Annotated in this window: 19 protein-coding genes; 7 read left to right on the forward strand and 12 right to left on the reverse strand. The window is 37.8% G+C overall.

The features are described 5' to 3' along the window. The first annotated feature begins 34 nt into the window (after nucleotides 1–34). Nucleotides 35–2,440 carry a PilZ domain-containing protein gene (locus PCNPT3_RS07355; RefSeq protein ID WP_156801512.1) on the forward strand — a complete coding sequence of 802 codons (2,406 nt, stop codon included), beginning with the start codon at nucleotides 35–37 and terminating at the stop codon, nucleotides 2,438–2,440. Here PCNPT3_RS07355 and serB read toward each other — a convergent pair. After that, nucleotides 2,437–3,480 (reverse strand): phosphoserine phosphatase SerB, encoded by a 1,044-nt coding sequence (gene serB, locus PCNPT3_RS07360; RefSeq protein WP_015465247.1) that lies wholly within the window; start codon nucleotides 3,478–3,480, stop codon nucleotides 2,437–2,439. The genes PCNPT3_RS07355 and serB overlap by 4 nt on opposite strands. 83 nt (nucleotides 3,481–3,563) lie before the next feature. Here serB and PCNPT3_RS07365 point away from each other — a divergent pair, with 83 nt between their 5' ends. Continuing rightward, complete coding sequence (locus tag PCNPT3_RS07365; protein ID WP_015465248.1) at nucleotides 3,564–4,181, forward strand: AhpA/YtjB family protein; 618 nt, start codon at nucleotides 3,564–3,566, stop codon at nucleotides 4,179–4,181. 43 nt (nucleotides 4,182–4,224) lie between these two features. Here the strand turns inward: PCNPT3_RS07365 and PCNPT3_RS07370 are convergent, their stop codons facing one another. Further along, nucleotides 4,225–4,806, reverse strand: coding sequence for a Fe-Mn family superoxide dismutase (locus tag PCNPT3_RS07370; RefSeq protein WP_015465249.1), 582 nt, complete (start codon nucleotides 4,804–4,806; stop codon nucleotides 4,225–4,227). Nucleotides 4,807–4,975: 169 nt separating this feature from the next. Between PCNPT3_RS07370 and grxD the strand changes: the two genes are divergently transcribed. After that, nucleotides 4,976–5,299 carry a Grx4 family monothiol glutaredoxin gene (gene grxD / locus PCNPT3_RS07375; protein ID WP_015465250.1) on the forward strand — a complete coding sequence of 108 codons (324 nt, stop codon included), beginning with the start codon at nucleotides 4,976–4,978 and terminating at the stop codon, nucleotides 5,297–5,299. Nucleotides 5,300–5,374: 75 nt separating this feature from the next. Here grxD and rnt read toward each other — a convergent pair whose 3' ends face one another. Further along, complete coding sequence (gene rnt / locus PCNPT3_RS07380; protein WP_041771466.1) at nucleotides 5,375–5,989, reverse strand: ribonuclease T; 615 nt, start codon at nucleotides 5,987–5,989, stop codon at nucleotides 5,375–5,377. A 113-nt stretch (nucleotides 5,990–6,102) separates the two neighbouring features. Here rnt and PCNPT3_RS07385 point away from each other — a divergent pair, with 113 nt between their 5' ends. Then, nucleotides 6,103–6,972 carry a flagellar protein MotY gene (locus PCNPT3_RS07385; protein ID WP_083900327.1) on the forward strand — a complete coding sequence of 290 codons (870 nt, stop codon included), beginning with the start codon at nucleotides 6,103–6,105 and terminating at the stop codon, nucleotides 6,970–6,972. A 59-nt stretch (nucleotides 6,973–7,031) separates the two neighbouring features. Here the strand turns inward: PCNPT3_RS07385 and PCNPT3_RS07390 are convergent, their stop codons facing one another. Continuing rightward, nucleotides 7,032–7,364, reverse strand: a complete 333-nt coding sequence (locus PCNPT3_RS07390) for a YajD family HNH nuclease (RefSeq protein WP_015465253.1) — start codon at nucleotides 7,362–7,364, stop codon at nucleotides 7,032–7,034. Nucleotides 7,365–7,625: 261 nt separating this feature from the next. Here PCNPT3_RS07390 and ylqF point away from each other — a divergent pair, with 261 nt between their 5' ends. Continuing rightward, nucleotides 7,626–8,561: a ribosome biogenesis GTPase YlqF gene (ylqF, locus tag PCNPT3_RS07395; protein WP_015465254.1), complete on the forward strand. Its 936-nt coding sequence runs from the start codon at nucleotides 7,626–7,628 to the stop codon at nucleotides 8,559–8,561. 77 nt (nucleotides 8,562–8,638) lie between these two features. Here ylqF and PCNPT3_RS07400 read toward each other — a convergent pair whose 3' ends face one another. Both PCNPT3_RS07400 and PCNPT3_RS07405 read right to left on the reverse strand, forming a co-directional pair. Continuing rightward, complete coding sequence (locus tag PCNPT3_RS07400; RefSeq protein WP_015465255.1) at nucleotides 8,639–9,841, reverse strand: NAD/NADP-dependent octopine/nopaline dehydrogenase family protein; 1,203 nt, start codon at nucleotides 9,839–9,841, stop codon at nucleotides 8,639–8,641. A gap of 783 nt (nucleotides 9,842–10,624) precedes the next feature. Continuing rightward, nucleotides 10,625–12,544 carry a DNA topoisomerase III gene (locus tag PCNPT3_RS07405; RefSeq protein WP_015465256.1) on the reverse strand — a complete coding sequence of 640 codons (1,920 nt, stop codon included), beginning with the start codon at nucleotides 12,542–12,544 and terminating at the stop codon, nucleotides 10,625–10,627. 164 nt (nucleotides 12,545–12,708) lie between these two features. Between PCNPT3_RS07405 and PCNPT3_RS13545 the strand changes: the two genes are divergently transcribed. Beyond that, nucleotides 12,709–13,242: a hypothetical protein gene (locus PCNPT3_RS13545; RefSeq protein WP_015465257.1), complete on the forward strand. Its 534-nt coding sequence runs from the start codon at nucleotides 12,709–12,711 to the stop codon at nucleotides 13,240–13,242. A gap of 269 nt (nucleotides 13,243–13,511) precedes the next feature. Here the strand turns inward: PCNPT3_RS13545 and PCNPT3_RS07415 are convergent, their stop codons facing one another. Continuing rightward, nucleotides 13,512–13,994 carry a YajQ family cyclic di-GMP-binding protein gene (locus PCNPT3_RS07415; RefSeq protein ID WP_015465258.1) on the reverse strand — a complete coding sequence of 161 codons (483 nt, stop codon included), beginning with the start codon at nucleotides 13,992–13,994 and terminating at the stop codon, nucleotides 13,512–13,514. Between the two features lie 102 nt (nucleotides 13,995–14,096). Here PCNPT3_RS07415 and PCNPT3_RS07420 point away from each other — a divergent pair, with 102 nt between their 5' ends. Further along, on the forward strand, nucleotides 14,097–14,993 hold the full coding sequence (locus PCNPT3_RS07420) for a ketopantoate reductase family protein (RefSeq protein WP_015465259.1): 897 nt from the start codon (nucleotides 14,097–14,099) through the stop codon (nucleotides 14,991–14,993). Here the strand turns inward: PCNPT3_RS07420 and PCNPT3_RS07425 are convergent. Genes PCNPT3_RS07425 through PCNPT3_RS07445 form a run of 5 tightly spaced genes read right to left on the reverse strand, consistent with a single transcriptional unit; the run spans nucleotide 14,959 to nucleotide 19,124 of the window. Next, on the reverse strand, nucleotides 14,959–15,951 hold the full coding sequence (locus PCNPT3_RS07425; protein ID WP_015465260.1) for an LPP20 family lipoprotein: 993 nt from the start codon (nucleotides 15,949–15,951) through the stop codon (nucleotides 14,959–14,961). The genes PCNPT3_RS07420 and PCNPT3_RS07425 overlap by 35 nt on opposite strands. Before the next feature lie 5 nt (nucleotides 15,952–15,956). Continuing rightward, nucleotides 15,957–17,213, reverse strand: coding sequence for a COG3014 family protein (locus tag PCNPT3_RS07430; protein ID WP_015465261.1), 1,257 nt, complete (start codon nucleotides 17,211–17,213; stop codon nucleotides 15,957–15,959). A 59-nt stretch (nucleotides 17,214–17,272) separates the two neighbouring features. Beyond that, nucleotides 17,273–17,872, reverse strand: coding sequence for a penicillin-binding protein activator LpoB (locus PCNPT3_RS07435; RefSeq protein WP_015465262.1), 600 nt, complete (start codon nucleotides 17,870–17,872; stop codon nucleotides 17,273–17,275). Nucleotide 17,873: 1 nt separating this feature from the next. Beyond that, on the reverse strand, nucleotides 17,874–18,242 hold the full coding sequence (locus PCNPT3_RS07440) for an HIT domain-containing protein (protein ID WP_015465263.1): 369 nt from the start codon (nucleotides 18,240–18,242) through the stop codon (nucleotides 17,874–17,876). A 15-nt stretch (nucleotides 18,243–18,257) separates the two neighbouring features. After that, complete coding sequence (locus PCNPT3_RS07445) at nucleotides 18,258–19,124, reverse strand: 6-carboxytetrahydropterin synthase (RefSeq protein ID WP_015465264.1); 867 nt, start codon at nucleotides 19,122–19,124, stop codon at nucleotides 18,258–18,260. Nucleotide 19,125: the final 1 nt, after the last annotated feature.

Below are 19,125 nucleotides of genomic sequence, written 5' to 3' on the forward strand. Positions count from 1 at the left end.
TATTTTCTGTAAGTCGTTTCTCATTGTTTATAAATTGCTAAATATAAGTAAACATTTTGCATCATTATCGTTACACTTATCACAAGCCGACGCATCGACATGGGAGTCACACGGTATGGATTTAAAGGATCATCAGGCGCAGCTACAACAGCTCATCGCATTACGTAATGAAAAAGATTTTAATGGTCTAGTTGAACGCATCTTAAGTGATGAGACTAACAGTGATAAATTCCTGATAAAAATGGAACTCGCACGCCTAACTAAACCTTGCCAACGCCTTATTGATCTACGCCACAGAGTCCCTGAAGAATGCCAAAAGTTTAGCCACGAAAACCTTGATCACTACTTGCCTCCACAATGTATTCGCGTTTTATGCACAAACATTGCCCTTTATGGTTGCTACAGTGTGGGTGCTTTTGAGGCGGTCTATAACGCGATTGGAGAACAAAAGCAAAAGGTGATCTTGCAAGAACCAAAAGCACCCGATATCACTTATTTGGCAGAGCTTGTACAGTTTAGCCATCAACGCTCTCGAAGTAGTGCACGCATGTACTTTGTTTCAGATATCTCGATTGTGCTCCAAGGTGAAACATACCTTGCTCAAACCTGTGATATCTCGACCGACGGGCTTAAAATAAAACTCAATGAAGGGCTTAATTTTAAACAACATGAAATGATCAGCGTGACTTTTTTAGGTTTAAAGTCTGATTATGCCAATGCTATTCTTTCTGAAAAGATCAATTATCAGTTTATAAAAAAAGAAACGCAACAGCATAAGTTTTATTTATATCTCAATTATGCGGATGAGCAATCCGACTTTGTGCGTTTTTTGGATGATTTTATTACTGAAAACAAATCAAAATACAAAATGGATGTGCATTACGACTATCAACTGGTCAAAGAAAAAGTACTCAAGCAAAGTTATACTCAACATATGAGTATTTTGCCTATTTATCTAAATAGCGCCTCGGCATCGCCTTTTTTATTCTCTTTGAATAATCAAAATAACCAAGAGATATTAGATAAATGGCAATGTGCTGATAATAATCAATTACCTTTACTCTTTAATGAGTTACGCTTAGCTAAGCTACTCACCTTTGCAAAAAAGAATGCCACCACCACGTTATATAGTTTTACCCATCAAACGGGTGGTAAAAACTACCTTTTATCGGCAACCGATGAAGAGCTCAATGAACTCGGTTTAAAAAAAATATTTATTGATTATGGCCGAAATAAAGATAATTGGTCAGTCTTTCACTTAAGTCTTCGCCCTTATGAATATGCAAACAAAGATGAGAAATATGTTGTTTTAGATCCTGAAACGACACAAGAAAAATATAAAGTCTCTCACATCGCCACGTTACAGATGATCACAGAGCATTGTGCTTTAGCGGCTCCCCAAAAAATTGACATTTCGATTTTATCAAAGCTCAATCATTTTGTGCATCGCAAAAATAACAATAAAGAAGAGATATTATTAACGCTTGATGAAAAAAGTAAACGTACCGAGCGACGTTATTTTTATAAAGATAACATACAGCTTTATTTTAAAGATAAGCTCTATAGTGCATTAACTGTGAATGTTTCAATGTCAGGATTAAAGCTAAGACTCGAAGAAGAGCATAACTTTAACGTGGGAGATAATGTCTATATTCAATTACCGCAAAGTTCACATCCACTCAAGAAAAAGAAAGCCCAGAACTTATACTATAAAATCATTAAAATAACGGCCCCTAAAACATTACATTTAGTGCGTTATAAAATGAACAAAGAAAGTATTCCTTCGTTATTGCATACGTTACAAAAAAATAATATGCGTTTAACTCAAATACCTAACTCTCAGCAAAAAGAGATCATGCACCTTGTTGAACAAAGTTTCATCAGTCCCCTTTTCTTTTTAAGCAAGGCTAGCGGTAAAGCCAAGATCCAATTTTCATGTGTAGAAACAATGGCAGGCTCTTTATATCCTCTTTTTGAAGTCTCTAATGATAACGTGAACTACGCATCGATTATACAAGGCGAGCTTCATAATGCGCTGATTAACCAACCATTTGATGATAATGAAACAGAAAAAGAAGCCTTTATTTATATTAACCAAACCTTAAATAAAGACGCTCAGTATACTTATGAAAGTTATCTAGAAGAAGATTTTAGCTCGCTACAAGATAAACTTTCGGTCATTTATCCCGCCCACAAAAATACCACTTTTTATGCGGTGCATTACCAGTTAGTATTTTTAGATCCTATTCGTTTAATTGAAATTGAAAAACAAAGCCACAATATCGAAGCTTTTTCTTTACATTTAAAACAACAATTAGAGAACGAGTTACTTAATATTTGCGCTTTAATTGAGATAACAGATCGTACTCAGCAAACCCTACAAAATTATCCTAAACTATCTAGGAACGTTGCTAAAACGAAAATCAGCGCTGCGCTTTAACACCATTTACAGATACGCGTTAGCGCCAACAACACTAGCGCGCCTTGTAAGTCTAAATGCACTAATGCACAATGCGCCTGCTGTTGTACTATCGGTTTTGCATGTAATGCAATGCCTAAGCCCGCGGCTTGTAACATCAAAAGATCATTAGCACCATCACCTATCGCGATCGTTTGTGTCGGCAAACAATCATATTGTGTCGTTAATTGCACTAATGTGCGCGCTTTAACTTGTGCATTAATGATTTCACCGACCACATTACCTGTTAATAGCCCATTTTCTACTTCCAGATGATTGGCAATACAAAAATCGAACCCCAAATCCTCTTGCAAGCGATCTGCAAAATAATGAAAGCCTCCTGAGGCTATCGCAACTTTCCAGCCTGCATCATGTAGTTGAGTGATAAGAATTTCAACACCGGGCATCCAGGGCATGCTATCGGCCACTTTTTTAAGTAAGCTTAAAGGGGCACCTTTTAGTTTACTCACCCGAGTGCGTAAACTGCTATTAAAATCGATTTTCCCCAGCATAGCCTCATGGGTTATCGCTGAAACTTCGAGGCCAACACCATACAAGCGCGCCATTTCATCAATACACTCAATTTGAATAGTCGTTGAGTCCATATCCATTAACACTAAGCCTGGCTTAGAAAAGTCAGGAAAACAATGACGTAATGCAAAATCCAATGCTACTTGCTGCACAAATTTATCTAAACTTTGTTTTAATGTCGACGGAAAGCTATTTAATAAAAGACGAATTCCTGTAATATCAGCTATCTTTTCAGGAACGCATAACTGCACGCAACTAATATTATGAGCGCTCAGTATATTCAATAATGATTGCAATTGCTCCGTCGTAAAGTGTTTACCCATAACGATAAGTTCCGCTTCTTTTACAAAACGATTGGGGCTTTGAAACGAAAGTGTGGAGGCACTATAAAAGAGTGTGTCTATCCCTAAAAATTGCGTTGTTAATGATGCTTTCCATGCTAATAAGCTTTGCGCTTGTTTCGGAAAAAGAGGTTTTTCTAATATATTCACAGTACAGCCCCTAACTTTATTATCTATAATATCGTAAGATAGCGATTGCGATCACCGATTGCAAGCTTAAAAAAGGAGTACGGATGCAAAAAAAAATGCATTTATTATTACGGACATTACAATATGGAGGGCTATTAATTATAATATTAACCCTTACTTATCAATTGATTATGTTGAGAAATAGTGCTAACAACATTCGCCAGCAACAAACTGAAAAGTTTTCATATTCGTTAACTAACTTGGCAGGATCAGAAGCGGTGCGTCATTTACTAGCGCATAAAGATAAAGAACTACAATTACTCATTGACGATTTAAGTCATGATCCAATGGTGCGAGATGCGACACTTTACAATCAATTCGGACGCGTACTTTATCACTCAAAAAAATCGCTTTCTTTAACTAAATTATTGGATTTAGACAATCAAGCAACCAATACATCCGGTCTAATGCCCTATGTCATTGAGCTTTATAATGATGGACAAAAGTTAGGATATTTACGTATCACCCTGGAGCAAGATAAGATATTAAATGTATTCCATGCTTATCAAGAAACCAATTTAAAGATCCTTATTATTGTCTTATTTCTGGCTTTTTTCGGTGGGGTTATTATGATGGCGTTGTTCTTTAAGCAGGTAGAGAATTATTATTTTCGCATTCAAAGTGGCGTGCAAAAATTAATCAGTCAGAATCAGTTCCTATAAAAAAGCCTTACAAAGTAAGGCTTCTTTTCATTAAAAATAAGAGTTACGCGAAGTTATTATTCACGAAGTCCCAATTAACTAATGCCCAAAAACCATTTAAGTAGTTAGGACGTACGTTACGATAATCAATGTAATATGCGTGTTCCCACAAATCTACGGTTAATAATACAGTCACAGAATCGTCAGTTAAAGGCGTTCCTGCGTTTGAAGTATTAACGATTTCAAGTGTTCCGTCTGCTTTTTTAACTAACCAAGTCCATGACGCACCAAAGTTATTAACGGCTTTATCATTAAAAGTGCTTTGGAATTTTTCAAAAGATCCAAATTGTTTAACAATCGCATCTCCGATAGCACCCGTTGCAACGCCGCCGGCATTAGGCGCTAGACAGTTCCAATAGAAAGTATGGTTCCAAACCTGTGCCGCATTATTAAACATTGGGCCACTGGTCGTTTTAACAATCTCTTCTAATGATTGACTCTCAAACTCAGTACCTTCGACTAAACCATTTAGTTTAAGCACGTACGTTGCATGATGCTTTTCATAATGAAACTCTAATGTCTCTGCTGAAATATGTGGTTCTAGCGCATTTTTTGCAAAAGGTAATGCAGGTAATTCAAAAGCCATAATCTTCTCTCCAATATAAATATAAATAAATGAACAGTGCAATTCTCGTCAATAAATTGATCTATGTCAAATTCCTTTTTTATATTATTCTATTATCCTTAATAATAATAATGTTTTTTTACCTTCTATTATTAGGTACAATCCTCAAAAATCAAATTAGGATATAAAAATGGAAACCTTAGATAAAATCAAAAAGCAACTTAGTGACAATAGCGTCATCTTATACATGAAAGGCTCACCAAAATTACCAAACTGTGGTTTTTCATCACAAGCATCACAAGCATTAATGCAATGTGGCGCCCCTTTTGCCTACGTTGATATCCTACTTAATCCAGATATCCGTGCAGAGTTACCTAAATACGCTAACTGGCCAACTTTTCCTCAACTTTGGGTTGACGGCGAATTAATTGGTGGTTGTGATATTATTTTAGAAATGTTCCAAACGGGTGAACTACAACCTATAATTAAAGAAGCAACAAAAACGGCTGAATAAATGCGTCCAGCACGCTTTGTATGCCTCGCTCTTTAAAAAATAAGTTAAGTAAGGGCAAACCCCTTACTTAACTTATTAAACAGGCCACCCGCCTAGTGCTTTCAATTTATTCACCATATAAAAAAACAAATCTGCCGTCACTTGTGTGTCATATAACGCAGAATGTGCCTCTTCATTATTATAATCAATATTCGCTTGCTCACAGGCTTTGGCTAATACAGTCTGCCCTAACATCAATCCAGCCATACTCGCAGTATCAAAACACACAAAAGGATGAAACGGGATCCGTTTGAAATTACATCGTTCGCTGGCTTTATTAATAAAACCTTGATCAAAGGCTGCGTTATGTGCCACTAAAATAGAACGATTACAATCATTAATTTTTTGATGTTTACGCACCAATTTGAATATTTCTGTCAATACTTCTTTTTCATCAATGGCGCCACGAAGAGGATTAAAAGGATCTATCCCCGTAAATTCAAGCGCTTTAGGATCCATGTTCGCACCTTCAAAAGGTTGCACATTAAAGTGTATTGTTTGCGCGCTATATAAATAGCCCTGCTCATCCATGGCAGGAAATATGGCTGCGATTTCTAATATAGCGTCCGTTTGTGAATTTAATCCTGACGTTTCAATATCGATGATAACGGGGTAGTATCCCCTAAAACGCTTAGCTAATATATTTTCCATAAAAGACTCATACACAAAAAAAAACATATTATGCCAAAACAAGTGAAATTAAACTAAAGAAATCTAACCTAGTGCCGATAAATATTACGACTTCTTAAACTGTGAGCAAATTTATGAGAAAAATAATAGTACTGACTCTGCTCTGTGGCTTCCATTCGAGCTATGCCGTCAATAAAACGTATTATGCCAATCTCGATAATTCGCTCTGGTATGTTTCAACGTCTACGCCAATCCAATGCACGCTTGAACACCCTATTCCACGCTATGGTGAAGCACATTTCGACGTGCGCGCGAGTAAAAAAATCAACCTTAATTTTGTTTTAGAAAGTAAGCAACCAATGCCTAAAACAACAATGGCAACGCTTATCTCGGTCCCCCCTATGTGGCAACCCGGCACGCCACCCACACCAATCTCAAAAATAAAGTTTTATCAACAATTTGATGGTTATGTTACCCAGCAAAAAGCATGGCGCATGCTCAACGAGCTAGAATCTGGCCAATACCCCACTTTTTATTTTAAAGATTGGTACAACAGTGAGCAGATCACCAGTGTAGGATTATCCTCTGTTAATTTCTTAAAAAGTTATGATGAATTTAATAACTGTATTTCTAATTTATTACCTTATAATTTTGATGATATTGCTTACAGCATTCTTAAATATGCCAAAAATGGCGTACAACTCGATACATTTTCCAAAAAACGCTTAAAAATGATCGGGGATTATATTCAATATGACGAAAATATTAGTGTGATCTTATTATCGGGTTATTCTGATGCCTATGGGACAGAATCTCATAATATGGCATTATCAACAAAACGCGCTGAAGCGATTAAAAGTTATTTAAAAGAAATTGGGATGCAAAGTGATAAAATTCAAGTGGCGAGCTTTGGCGAGAAACATCATGTGGCAGACAACAGCAATATATTAGGTAGAATACAAAATAGACGCGTCGTCATCTCGATTGAGCGAGAAGAAATCTAAAGAGAGCGTAAGAAAGCAAGTGTTTATCCTTTGGTTTCTTACGCTTTAAATAAGTGCATTTATTTTTTCATTTTACTCATTAGGTCAGCAAAGGGGTTATAGGTCCCTCCCGCTTGTAAATCATCACCCGCTTGCACGGTGCTTCCGTATAAGTCAGCTTGCGTGTATTTATCATGCTCATGATCGTGACAATAAATACATAACAATTCCCAGTTACTCCCATCTGCAGGATTATTTGCATGATCATGATCGCAGTGATGCACAGTGAGTTCTCGTAGGTTGGAATACACAAACTCTCGCGTACACTTCCCACATACCCAAGGAAATAGCTTTAATGCTTTATCCCGATAATCATTTTCAAGACTTTTATAGTTATTTGGAATATAAGCCATAACACCTTTGCCATTATATTTTTAAAAGAGACCTATTTTAACCCGTGTCTCGTTACGAGTGAATAGCTGAAGTAAAATAATATGAAGCACACTTAAAAAAACGCAGCGATCTTGTATATTGACGCGTCTATTTACGTAATTAAATGTATCTCTGCAAGATCATCAGTTAAACTGTCTGTAAGCATTCTATTTTTAGCGCCGCAAATGATCAATCAGCCTGTACACAAGGCAAGCGCAATGAACAAAAGGTTTTAAAATCAAATGAGTAAAGCTAACATCCAATGGTTCCCTGGGCATATGCACAAAGCGCATAAGCAAATCAAAGAAGTGCTACCACAGGTTGATATTATCATTGAAGTCGTCGATGCACGTATTCCTTACAGTAGTGAAAATCCTTTAATTGCGAGTATCCGTGAAAATACACCTTGTATTAAAGTATTAAATAAAGCAGATCTGGCCGATCCTGCGATCACGGCTGAGTGGATATCTTATTTAGAAGAAGAGCAAGGTATTAAAGCACTCTCTATCAGTACATTAAAACCTGAGCAAGTGCATCAAATTACCAAGCTATGCCAAAAAATGTTGCCCAATAAAGTCACCCAAGGTAAACAGATCCGCGCCATGATCATGGGTATTCCAAATGTGGGTAAATCGACGATCATTAATATTCTCGCCGATAGGATCATTGCAAAAACAGGTAATGAACCTGCCGTTACCAAAAATCAGCAACGCATACGTTTACCCAGTGGCATTATGCTCTCTGATACACCTGGGTTTCTTTGGCCTAAAATTGAAAATGCAGATTCAGGCTACCGCCTTGCGATCACAGGGGCTATCAAGGATACGGCCATTGAATATGAAGATATTGCCTATTACGCCGCAGAGTACCTGATCAAGAATTATCCAGAGAGGCTTAAAGCACGCTACGAGCTTGCTGAAGTGCCTGAAACAGATCATGAACTCATGGAAGCCATTGCTGTTCGTCGTGGCTGTCTGCGTGCTGGCGGGCATTTTGATATCTATAAAGTATCCACCATCTTACTCAATGAGCTACGCGCTGGCGCATTAGGCCCATTAAGTATCGAAACCCCTGCTATGGCTGCCGTTGAAAAAGTAGCGGTCGCAAAACTGATGGCAGAGCAAGCAGAGAATAAAGTCGAAAAGAAAAAAGCGCGTAAACGTAAACGTCGCCGTTAAGAGGCCAATAGCGTAAGCACCTTTATTTTAAAAAGGCGCTTACGCATAGCGCTATTATTTAATCTTAAAAAATAGCGCTATGCGTAACACTCAATTAACCGGTCAGTTAATTCAGCCTCCTGATGTTTTTCGCTCAATGATGAACCGATAAAGTGCAACAACTCCTCCTTCGATAAATCTTCTAAGCCTAACGATGCCAACGTTTGCCCTTCTTTGTAAAAATCGGTTTTTAAAATGCCCGCACACATGCTTATCAAATGATCACACATAGACATATCGATTTCGAATTTTTTCCCAAGCGAGGATAATAAAACGAGGCCCATAGGCACATCCTCTGTGACATAACGGTTATCGAATTGATAAGGTCCTGCAGGTGCCGATATTTTATAGTTTTCAAATACAGCTCTTGGATCTTGGCTTAGATCCTCTTCATTTCTAAATAAACAGGCATTAAGATAAGAAATAGGCTTGCAACCTAACGCGCTTAAAACCGCCATCTTTTCTGCATCCAATTTATCGATCATCTGCCATGCCATTTCCGTCGAAAGCGCATCTCGATACATGGAGGGTGCATCCTTAGGATGATATTTGTTATAATATGCAAGCATGGGGTACATCACATACTGACCAATCGTATGCACAATAATATTGGGATTATGCAATGCAGACTCAAATATATTTTTGCGTACATCACCCATTTTAATATCATAAGCAGGAAACATACGAGAGGCTATTTTCATACCTTCGATCGTTCGCGATGCGGGGTAAAATGCCAAGGTGTTTCTAACATTTTTAAATAAAACTTTTACCGTGCCCGGCGCTACTATTCTTGCATCATTGGGGGTTGATTCCCCTTCTGAGAAGATAGGGTTACTAGTGCAGTACTGTTGGTAATAAAGACTACAAGCATAGCCTGGTATTAAAATTATCAACTGTCCATCTGTAAAATATTTTGCAATCCTTGATGCTAAAGCGCGGTGATATGTTGTTTGAATAAAAATCATCACTACATCGGCGCCTTTGATGGCAAGTTTAATATCTCGAGTTATCAAATGTAATGCTTGGAAAGTTTTGGGCACGTCCTCCTCACTATTAGTAAAATGCCCTTTTTTGGTGTTATCAATACAATATATCCCTTTATTCCGGATCATTGTCTCAAAATGTTCATCATGCGTTATATGTTTCGAAGTTTTCAACAAACTGACTTGGTGCCCAGCTTCTGCGGCCATAAATGCACACGCTGAACCGGCATTACCCGCGCCAATAATGGTAATTTTCATCTTAATTCCTTTTAATATATGGATATTATTTTAAAGGGCATAAAACACTCCCTTTAAAAGGGTTAAACAATAGAAATATAGAAATGTGAAAATGTAGAAATGTAGAAATGTAGAAATGTAGAAATGTAGAAATGTGAAAATGTAGAAATGTGAAAATGTGAAAATGTAGAAATGTAGAAATGTAGAAATGTGAAAATGTAGAAATGTAGAAATGTAGAAATGTAGAAATGTAGAAATGAAGATATGTAGAAATGAAGAAATGAAGATATATTTAAACCTTAATTCATTCACTAAATATCAAGGTAAATACGTTCATCCTCAGCAACTATTTTTAGTTAATGAGGATATAGGTGGTTTATTATACGCCATTACTCACAATATTGTCAGGAATTTGCCATTAACGCCCTTTTTTGCTTAAAATTGGCATTAAATATGCTTGTGATTTTCGGGGTAAGTCTTTATCTTTACATCTTAAAAGTAATATTGATTTCAATAGATATTATGCGGAACTTACAGGGATGATTTTAGCGCTCAATCGTTTTTAAAATAGATAATTTCAGGGCTTAAACACAGAAGTAAAGGTGGCTGCAGAGTAATTAGATGAGCTAATGATGAATGCAAGTGAGATACCCAAAAAGGACTTAGCACACACTTCAAGCGTCTACTACGCACCCAAACGATAGCACTCTTTTTATAAACACAGAAAAAGGTAACAAAACTTTTTAAAATAAATTAACACAAACAACCTAAAATCGCTCTTTAATCCCTTTATTTTTGACTAACTCACCTTTTTTTATTCGCGACACCGCGTTTTTTCCGATATGTTTTTTTAAACGTTCCCCCCGTCGATGGCAACTGCGATAATGCTTGAGGTCCATCCTTTATCGCTTTATCTATTATTATTTTCAACTGTTTTTCTAGTGGGACAATGAAGCCATTGTAACTCTGCTTTTTTAAACTGATGGCATTAAGCTGCATTTCCCATTGTGCCGTCATATCCGGTAAGGTTAATAATTCCGGCAGGCTCTCAATTAGCTTTCGCCCAACCTCACTCGCTTCAATCGTTTTTCCTACGCGCTTTAAAAATTGACGCTTAAATAATAATTCAATAATACCAGCACGCGTCGCTTCCGTACCTAGGCCATCCGTGTCTTTTAAAATCCCCTTCAGACCTTTATCTTTAACGTATCGGGAGATCTTACTCATTGCAGCAAGTAACGTCGCATCATTAAAATGCTGAGGTGCCTGCGTATTTTTTTCTATTACCTGCCCCTTATTACAAAATAAACGTTGCCCTTTGCTCAAATTAGGTAGAAAAGTGTCTTTTTCTTGTGTATTAAATAACACTTTCCAGCCGTCTTCTAACTTCGCTTTCGCCTTGCTCACAAACAAGCCTTTATTAATTTCTATCTCTGCAACGCATTGCGCATATGTATGATCCGGGTAAAACTGACACAAATACTGGCGCGCAATTAAATAATAAATATTTTGTGACATTTGATCCAAACTGCTTAGCGATTTATGGCTGTCTGTTGGAATAATAGCGTGATGAGCATCCACTTTGGCGTCATTCCATGCGCGCCCTTTTATAGACAAATCTGCACCCGCTACCGCCGCACTTAATGTTGATGTGTTATGCGTAATGGCACGGGCTATTGAGGGGGCCTGCTGATGGTGATTATTAGGGAGATAGCGCGAATCAGATCGCGGATAAGTAATTAACTGATAACGTTCATAGAGCGTTTGGCAAACGTCTAATACTTGCTGCGCACTGTAGTGATAACGTTTGGCAGCATCAATTTGCAACCCTGAAAGATTATAAGGTAAAGGCGGTGTTTGTTTTTTATTTTTAGCCGAAAATTCTTTAACGATGGCATCTTGACCTGTTATTCGTTGCGCCACATTTTCTGCCAGCCCTTTTACAATCACGCGCCCTTCTGCATCTTGATATTGCTGACAGGCCGCACTCGGCTTCCATTTAGCCGTAAACAGTGCCAGTGCATTTTGTTGCGAGCCCTCTAAATGCGCCTCAACCTCATAAAATGGTTTGCTGACAAAACGCTCAATCTCAAGGTCGCGCCTCACCACTAAGCCAAGCAATGGCGTTTGTACACGCCCGACTGATATCACGCCTTTATATCCCGATTTTTGAGCTTGTAGTGTATACACCCGCGTTAAATTTAAACCATATAGCCAGTCCGCTCGCGTTCTTGCTAAAGCGGATGTTGATAATGCAATAAACTCTTGATTAGAGCGTAAACTTTGTAAGGAGCGTTTTACTGCATTGAGCGTTAAATCACTGATCAGGCAACGCTGCACCTGCTTAAGTTTGGCTGCGCGTACGCCACTAAAGTGGATCACTTCATCAACCAACAACTGCCCTTCTCTATCAGGATCGCCAACATGGATCAATTGATCCGCTTGTTTGATCAATTTTTTTAAAACAGAAAGCTGTTTTCGTGTTCTCGCTACCGATTTAAGTTTCCACTGTTCCGGAATGATCGGTAAATGTTCAAACTTCCACTTTTTAAACGCCTCCTGATAATCTTCAGGATCCACTTGTGTTAATAAATGCCCAATACACCAGCTCACAATATCGCCATTACCCACATGAATACAACCCTCGGCTTTTCGATGCGGTTTAGGTAATGCTTGCGCTATTGCACGGCCTAAACTTGGTTTTTCTGCAATGTAGAGTTTCATCTATTATCTCTCTGTTTTGATACCTTTTATATTGCACAATACCTAGATGCAATTTAAACTGTTTATATAGACAGTAGTTTATATCAATGTACAAATCAATCAAATACAAATAAGATAACAATGCTTAAATTCTTCCTTCTTTTTTACTCTTAAGGACGCACAATATGCTAAAAAAATTCAAATTATTACTCAGTAGCTTACTTCTCTTCTCTTTTTCAAGTCATTCCTACGCGCAGCAAGATCAAGCTAGCTGGGATGATATCAAAACATCCAGTGCTAAAGTTTGGCAACAAAGTAAAGATAAAAGTAAACAACTGTGGAATGCGGGTAAAGATGTCAGTAAAGACGCTTGGGAAGATAGTAAGCAAGGTTCACAAAAATTGTTAGATAAAAGTATTGATGTTAGTGCACAAGCTTGGAACAAAAGTAAAGAGGGCTCAAAAAAATTGCTCGATAAAAGTGTCGATGTCAGTCAAGAGGCTTGGGAAAAAAGTAAAAAAAGTTCAAAAAAGTGGATAGATAAAGGCCTTGAAGCAAGCAGTGATGTTTGGATAGAAGGCAAAGAGAGCTCGAAAGAGTTACTTGATAAAAGTTCGGATAAAAGTGATCAAGCTTGGAAAAGTATTAAAGGAAGCAGTCAAAAAATATGGAAGCAAGGTGAGAAAAAGATAAATGATGCGTTTGCAGATCAAAAATGATCGCAACACTTACACCTTATAATTAAACATTAAAGCATATTAGATGCATGTCATTAGCAATGACATGCACCTTTATTTAAGTAAGATAACGCCTTTTGTAAACCGCGCTATCTTACTTATACCAAAGGAATTAATTAAGTTTTCATGTATTGCGTAGGGATAATTTCAACAAGCAAGACAGATCACCTTTTTAGTTCCTTTGGTATTAGATCCCGATTTTTCATCCTCAGACAAAGCCTTCTTACTTAAAAAGCCTCTATCTCGTAGGATTAATCTCGAAAATTATTAAACTGGAAAGGTTGACCTAATTCTGCAGCCTTAACCACTGTCATCACCGCTTGTAAATCATCACGTTTTTTACCCGTCACACGCAATTGTTCACCTTGCAGTGCAATTTGTACTTTTAACTTTTTATCTTTAACGAGCTTGATCAATTTTTTAGCCGTTTCTTTATCTACGCCCTCTTTGAATTTTATCGTTTGTGACCATGATTTAGAGCTATGTGTTGCCGTTTCGGTGTCCATTGAACTCGCTTCTATACCACGCTTAATGACATTAGTACGTAGTATATCGAGTAACTGACGTAATTGAGTATCGTATTCAGCATTGAGCTTAGCGACGCCCTTTTCAAATGAAAAACTTGCTTTTACACCACGAAAATCAAAACGTTGCTCTAGTTCACGATTCGCATTATCCACCGCATTTTTTAATTGAGCCACATCTACTTCTGAAACGATATCAAATGAAGGCATTTTCTCTTCCTATTTTAAAATTAATTATGAGCGTTAAGTTACCAGAATTAATGCCTTTGAGCTATGATAGAGCTCTTTAAATTGGTTCGAAATGGAATAAATATGTGGCAAATTATCGGAGCAGGTGCAATTGGTTGTTTATGGGCCGCTAATTTATATCAACAAGGCGAAAAAGTACGCTTGATAACACGTCGCCCCATTAAGGCGGATTTTTTACTTTATCAAGATCTTCAAGCTAAACAGTGGCAATTGCCAATAAAGCACGGCCATACTCTGCTTAAAAGTACTAAGCCTATTTTAGTGTGCGTTAAAGCGCCCCAAGTCTGCCAAGCGATACAAGCACATAAAGCGCAGATACACGCAGAGCAAGTGATCATTCTCATGCACAATGGCATGGGATGCGCGGAGCAAGTGCAAAAAATATTGCCCAACAACCCTATCATATGTGCCACAACTGCCAATGCTAGCCTCTTACAAGCCCCGTTCAACATTCGCCACACTGGCAATGGTGTGACGTATCTAGGCCCTTTCAATCAACAGGCAAAGGCTTATCAGCACCTTGTATTAGCTTTTGAAAATGCCTTAGGGGATTGTCATTGGTGCGACGATATTAACAGTAAATTATGGCTAAAATTATTAATAAATATTGCGATTAATCCTTTGACGGCTATCCATCAAATAAATAATGGGGGATTAAGAAATGCAAACATGCAAAGACTGATCAAAGATATCCTTAAAGAAGCTTTTTTAGTGATCCCAACAACAACCTTGCCCATGAATGCCCCTCAAGTACATGCGATTGTTACGAATGTAATAGAGTTAACCCAAGACAATTACTCCTCCATGAACCGTGATATTTATTTTAAACGTAATACTGAAAATGAATATATTAATGGCTATCTATTAAAAAAGGCAACACAAAAAAATATTGTATTGCCTACTATCACCCGCCTGTACCAGAAAATTAAAGCGCTGGAAGAGAGCTCATTAGTTCATTAACATAACCTTGTATATGCTGATTTAAATAATCATCAAGGCGAGGCTCTAACTGCGACTGCTGTTTTGCAGATACTTTTAGGGGCCAACTTTTACGACTAATAGATTGTCCCTTTTCAATAAATGACATCTGATAACTACCGCGCAACCAATACCAGCCACTGGCAAAAACAGGCTCACTTAAAGATAGCTCAGCAGACACGTTAAGATCTGACTGCGCAACGACTCGTAGGCCGAGTTGCGCTAAGGCCGAAGCTATCAACTTTTGCTGTGATGCAGAATCTTGCTGCACACTTACCTCTAATGAGGCTAATTTTTTAGCAATTATTTTTTCTATTTTTGCGGTTGAAATCGGTGCAGGCTCTCCCATCAAACGCACTTGTTGTAACTGTGTATTGGCGGCATTACGGGCTATTTGTAGATCTCGAGCTTGCGTTAATGCATGTAATGATGCAATTACATTTGGCGCGTCATGTGTGCTAAAAGCCAGAAGATCAGCGGTCTTCTCATCTAATTCGCTCATAGACGCAGTTAGACTCTGCGCCGCTTTGTATTTTTCTAATACGGCTAACACATAGTATTCAGCCGTTGGACTTTGCCAACTTTTTTCTATCTTGACCCCTTTTAAGGTGTGTTCACTTTCCGTATTAATTTGGCGTTGCAGAGCACTTTCACTTTGCATGCTGACGCCTAATGGCGTTTCTTGCTTATTTGCTTGCGTTAACATATTACTTTGCGCATGTACTTTCACCGAAAAAATATCCGATAAATTAGCTAATGCATTTTGACGGGCACGCGTTAAATTCGAGGCTTGTCCAACTGCACTTAAATATTGATCGCTGGGGTATTCAATATTGGCCTGATCAATCCATTGTGGGCGATCTTCATTTTGTGACGAACTAACGCAACCACTGAGCAAAACAAGACTCATTAATAAGATGCTGGGCAAAGTATATTTCATAATAATCACTCTTCTTGGTAATGGTAAATATGATCAGATAAGCTATTGATCAACAATAAATTATGTGAGCCTTGCTTGATATTAATTTTTTCTATTTGATGTTTAGGATAGCTGATTTGCAAAAGCTCACCAGGGCCGTCTATATAGGCAAACTGAATATTAGCCGGAAGCATATTCCAACTACGTAGATCTGCGACTTCCGTTAACACCGTCGCCATATTGGCAATGAGCCCCAATAAAGGATCCGCTGAATGCGCTTGTGACACTAATTGATACTTAAGCACTGCGCGACTCGTTGTCGCAAGTAAAATCCCGGGAAATTGTGCTTTGAGATCAGCCCGCGCCAAGCTGTCAATACTTTCAACGAGTTGCGTATTTTCGGTGTTCTGTGAAAATGAAACCTGCGCCTGTGTAGAAGCACTTGCAAGGCGCGGATAAGCGGGTAAAACAATGCGTATTAATTGCTCGCCATTAAAACTGGGCACCATCATAGAGGTTTGTTTCTTTGGGCTGACCACACCATCAAAGTACAGAATAAAAATTTGCCCTGCGTTTTTATTTTTAGACAGATGTACTTGTGGGAATTGTTTCTGATAATCGCGATACTGCGCCGTTGCCCCTAATTTAGCACTCATGCGTAATAAGGCTTTTTGCAATGATACTGGCAAGGCAATATCATTTTTGTCCATCACCTCACTCACTTTGCGATAACTTATTAAGGCATTAGACTGCTCATCTAATAACTCATAAATAATGGCAGATAATAAATGCGTTGACGCTAACTCCCCTGTTAATGCCTCTTTGCTGGCCAGCTTTTTCATACTGACATCCGCTTGCAACATCTCAACACGTGCATTATCTATGTCGTTATTAAACAGATAACTCAATGCTAAAATATTATGTAACATAACAAGATCAGTGGGCGATCCACTATAACTGCGCAACACCTCACTGACGCTGCCGGCTGCAATATTTTCAGTAATGGATGTCGCTTGTACTAATTGAATCTCTTTTTTAGCCGAGCTAAGCGTGACAATTGCCTCATCGAATTGCCCAGATAACAATTGTAACAACCCCATATTCAACTGATATTGAACCATGTCACGTGCTTCAGGCTGTATTTCAGATAGCTGAGTTAATACTATTTCGGGCGCATTTTCATGTAATGACTGGGCAAGTTGATTGCTTATTTTTTGGTGCCCTGCACAGCCAACTAATAACGTACATAAAAAAAATGCAAATATGCGTATGATTTGTTTCATTGATAGACTCTATAAAAAGATCATAAAAAAGGCGCTTAAAAAGCGCCTTTCATTAAAAATCACCCGCGTATTTTACTGTTCTTCACTAATTTTTTTATTTTCTTCTGTCCAATCCAAACTTTTCGATTATCTTTAATGCTGATAAGCTCTAAGTTCACTTGATAAAAACGCACTTGCGTATCACCATCTACATCAATAATGGTATTAATTTGACCTTGCATCATAAAGTCAGCGCCATATTCTTGGCCCATCGCTTTGCGGGTGTTTTCACTGGCATTTAAGTCTTGATCGCCTCGCTCATCTCTAATTTCTTGACGTTGCGATGCAGATGCGACAAATTGAATTTCACCCGAATTTATCAGTTCACGCTCCATGTCAGCAATAAATGTATTCGTATTAATATGCTCATGACTTAAGTTCTTAATTCGGCCAATAATAACCACTGGCTCACTGCCATTGAGTTGGTTAAATTTACGGATCCAAGAGCGCGATAACGCATCTTCAATCATTTCTTTTGCCACCAATTGCGAATCAGTGTCATTCCAAGCACCACTTAAATCTACAACGTCACTGCTATCGAGTCGCTCGACAGATGTAGAACAAGCACTTAAAAATAAAGCACCAAACATTAAGCAGGTTATTTTAATAATCGATTTCATTTTATTCTCCAATAGTCTTTTCAGCACAGATTAATTTCCCTAAATTTTCCCCACCTAACAAGTGTAGATGGATATGAAAAACCTCTTGTCCGCCATCTTTATTACAATTCATGATCAAACGATATCCAGACGCATCGATCCCTTCTTGTTGTGCTAATTTTTTAGCCACTGTGTATAACTTTCCTACTAAGACTTCATCTTCAACTTCAATATCATTGACCGTCGCGATAAGCTTATTAGGTATAATTAAAATATGTACAGGTGCTTGTGGCGATATATCACGAAAAGCGGTGACAAAATCATCTTGATATAAAATATCAGCAGGGATCTCTTTATTAATTATTTTTCTAAAAATCGTTTCTTCAGACATAATAGCTCTCTTTTTTCATTCAGCAATAGCGCCTTTGCCAATGCCTTCATAAGCATAAACAGTAACCTGGGTGTTATCGCACTGTTGTTTTTTTATCTGCCCGCAAATAAAAACAGCGAGTTCTTCAACGGTGGTATCTTTAGGTAATATATCAACGCGTGATGCTGCGATCAATAATTCAAAATAACCTTGCTGCGCATGATATGCACTTGCAATGTAATTCGTCGTTTTATCTTTTAGCATAAAAGACAGATCCGATACATCAATTTTATCTTCTTGGCTCAGTAAATATATATCTTGCCAACGCAGCGCCCATTTTTCGACTAAAGTTGGAGAATAAATGCCTTCCACAAAAATATCTATCTTAGAGCGATGACCGTGTGCGATACGTTGACAATTACCCCCATGTTTTTTTAAACCATGCGTGTAATGATAATAAGGCGTGGCTATGTTTTCAGCGTGCAGATGCACTTCAAGCCCACAAATATTTTCAGGTAATTGTTTTAAAATGATTTCCTGTAAATAATCCTCTATCGCTTCAATGCTAATACTCGTTACATCTAATAAGCAATACGCTTGATGTGGGCATTTAAGTTGAATATAGGTATTATCCGTTAATTTAAAGTCCACTTGGGTGCGCAGTTGCTGTTGTTCAATATCACAATTGTCAGCCTTTATTGGCACTAACAATTTATGATCCACTTGCGCATCAATGATGGCTTTGATTTGTTTTTTGACTAAAGAAAAATCAAGTAACATCGCTTCTGCATTTAAACTGCCCTCTAACACGATATCCACTTGATAACTTTCACCAACAAAGCCACGAATTGGATCTAAATAACTAGAGTCTATTACCGTTAAATCTCGTACAAATAATTTCATT

Source organism: Psychromonas sp. CNPT3 (assembly GCF_000153405.2).
Taxonomy (GTDB): Bacteria; Pseudomonadota; Gammaproteobacteria; order Enterobacterales; family Psychromonadaceae; genus Psychromonas.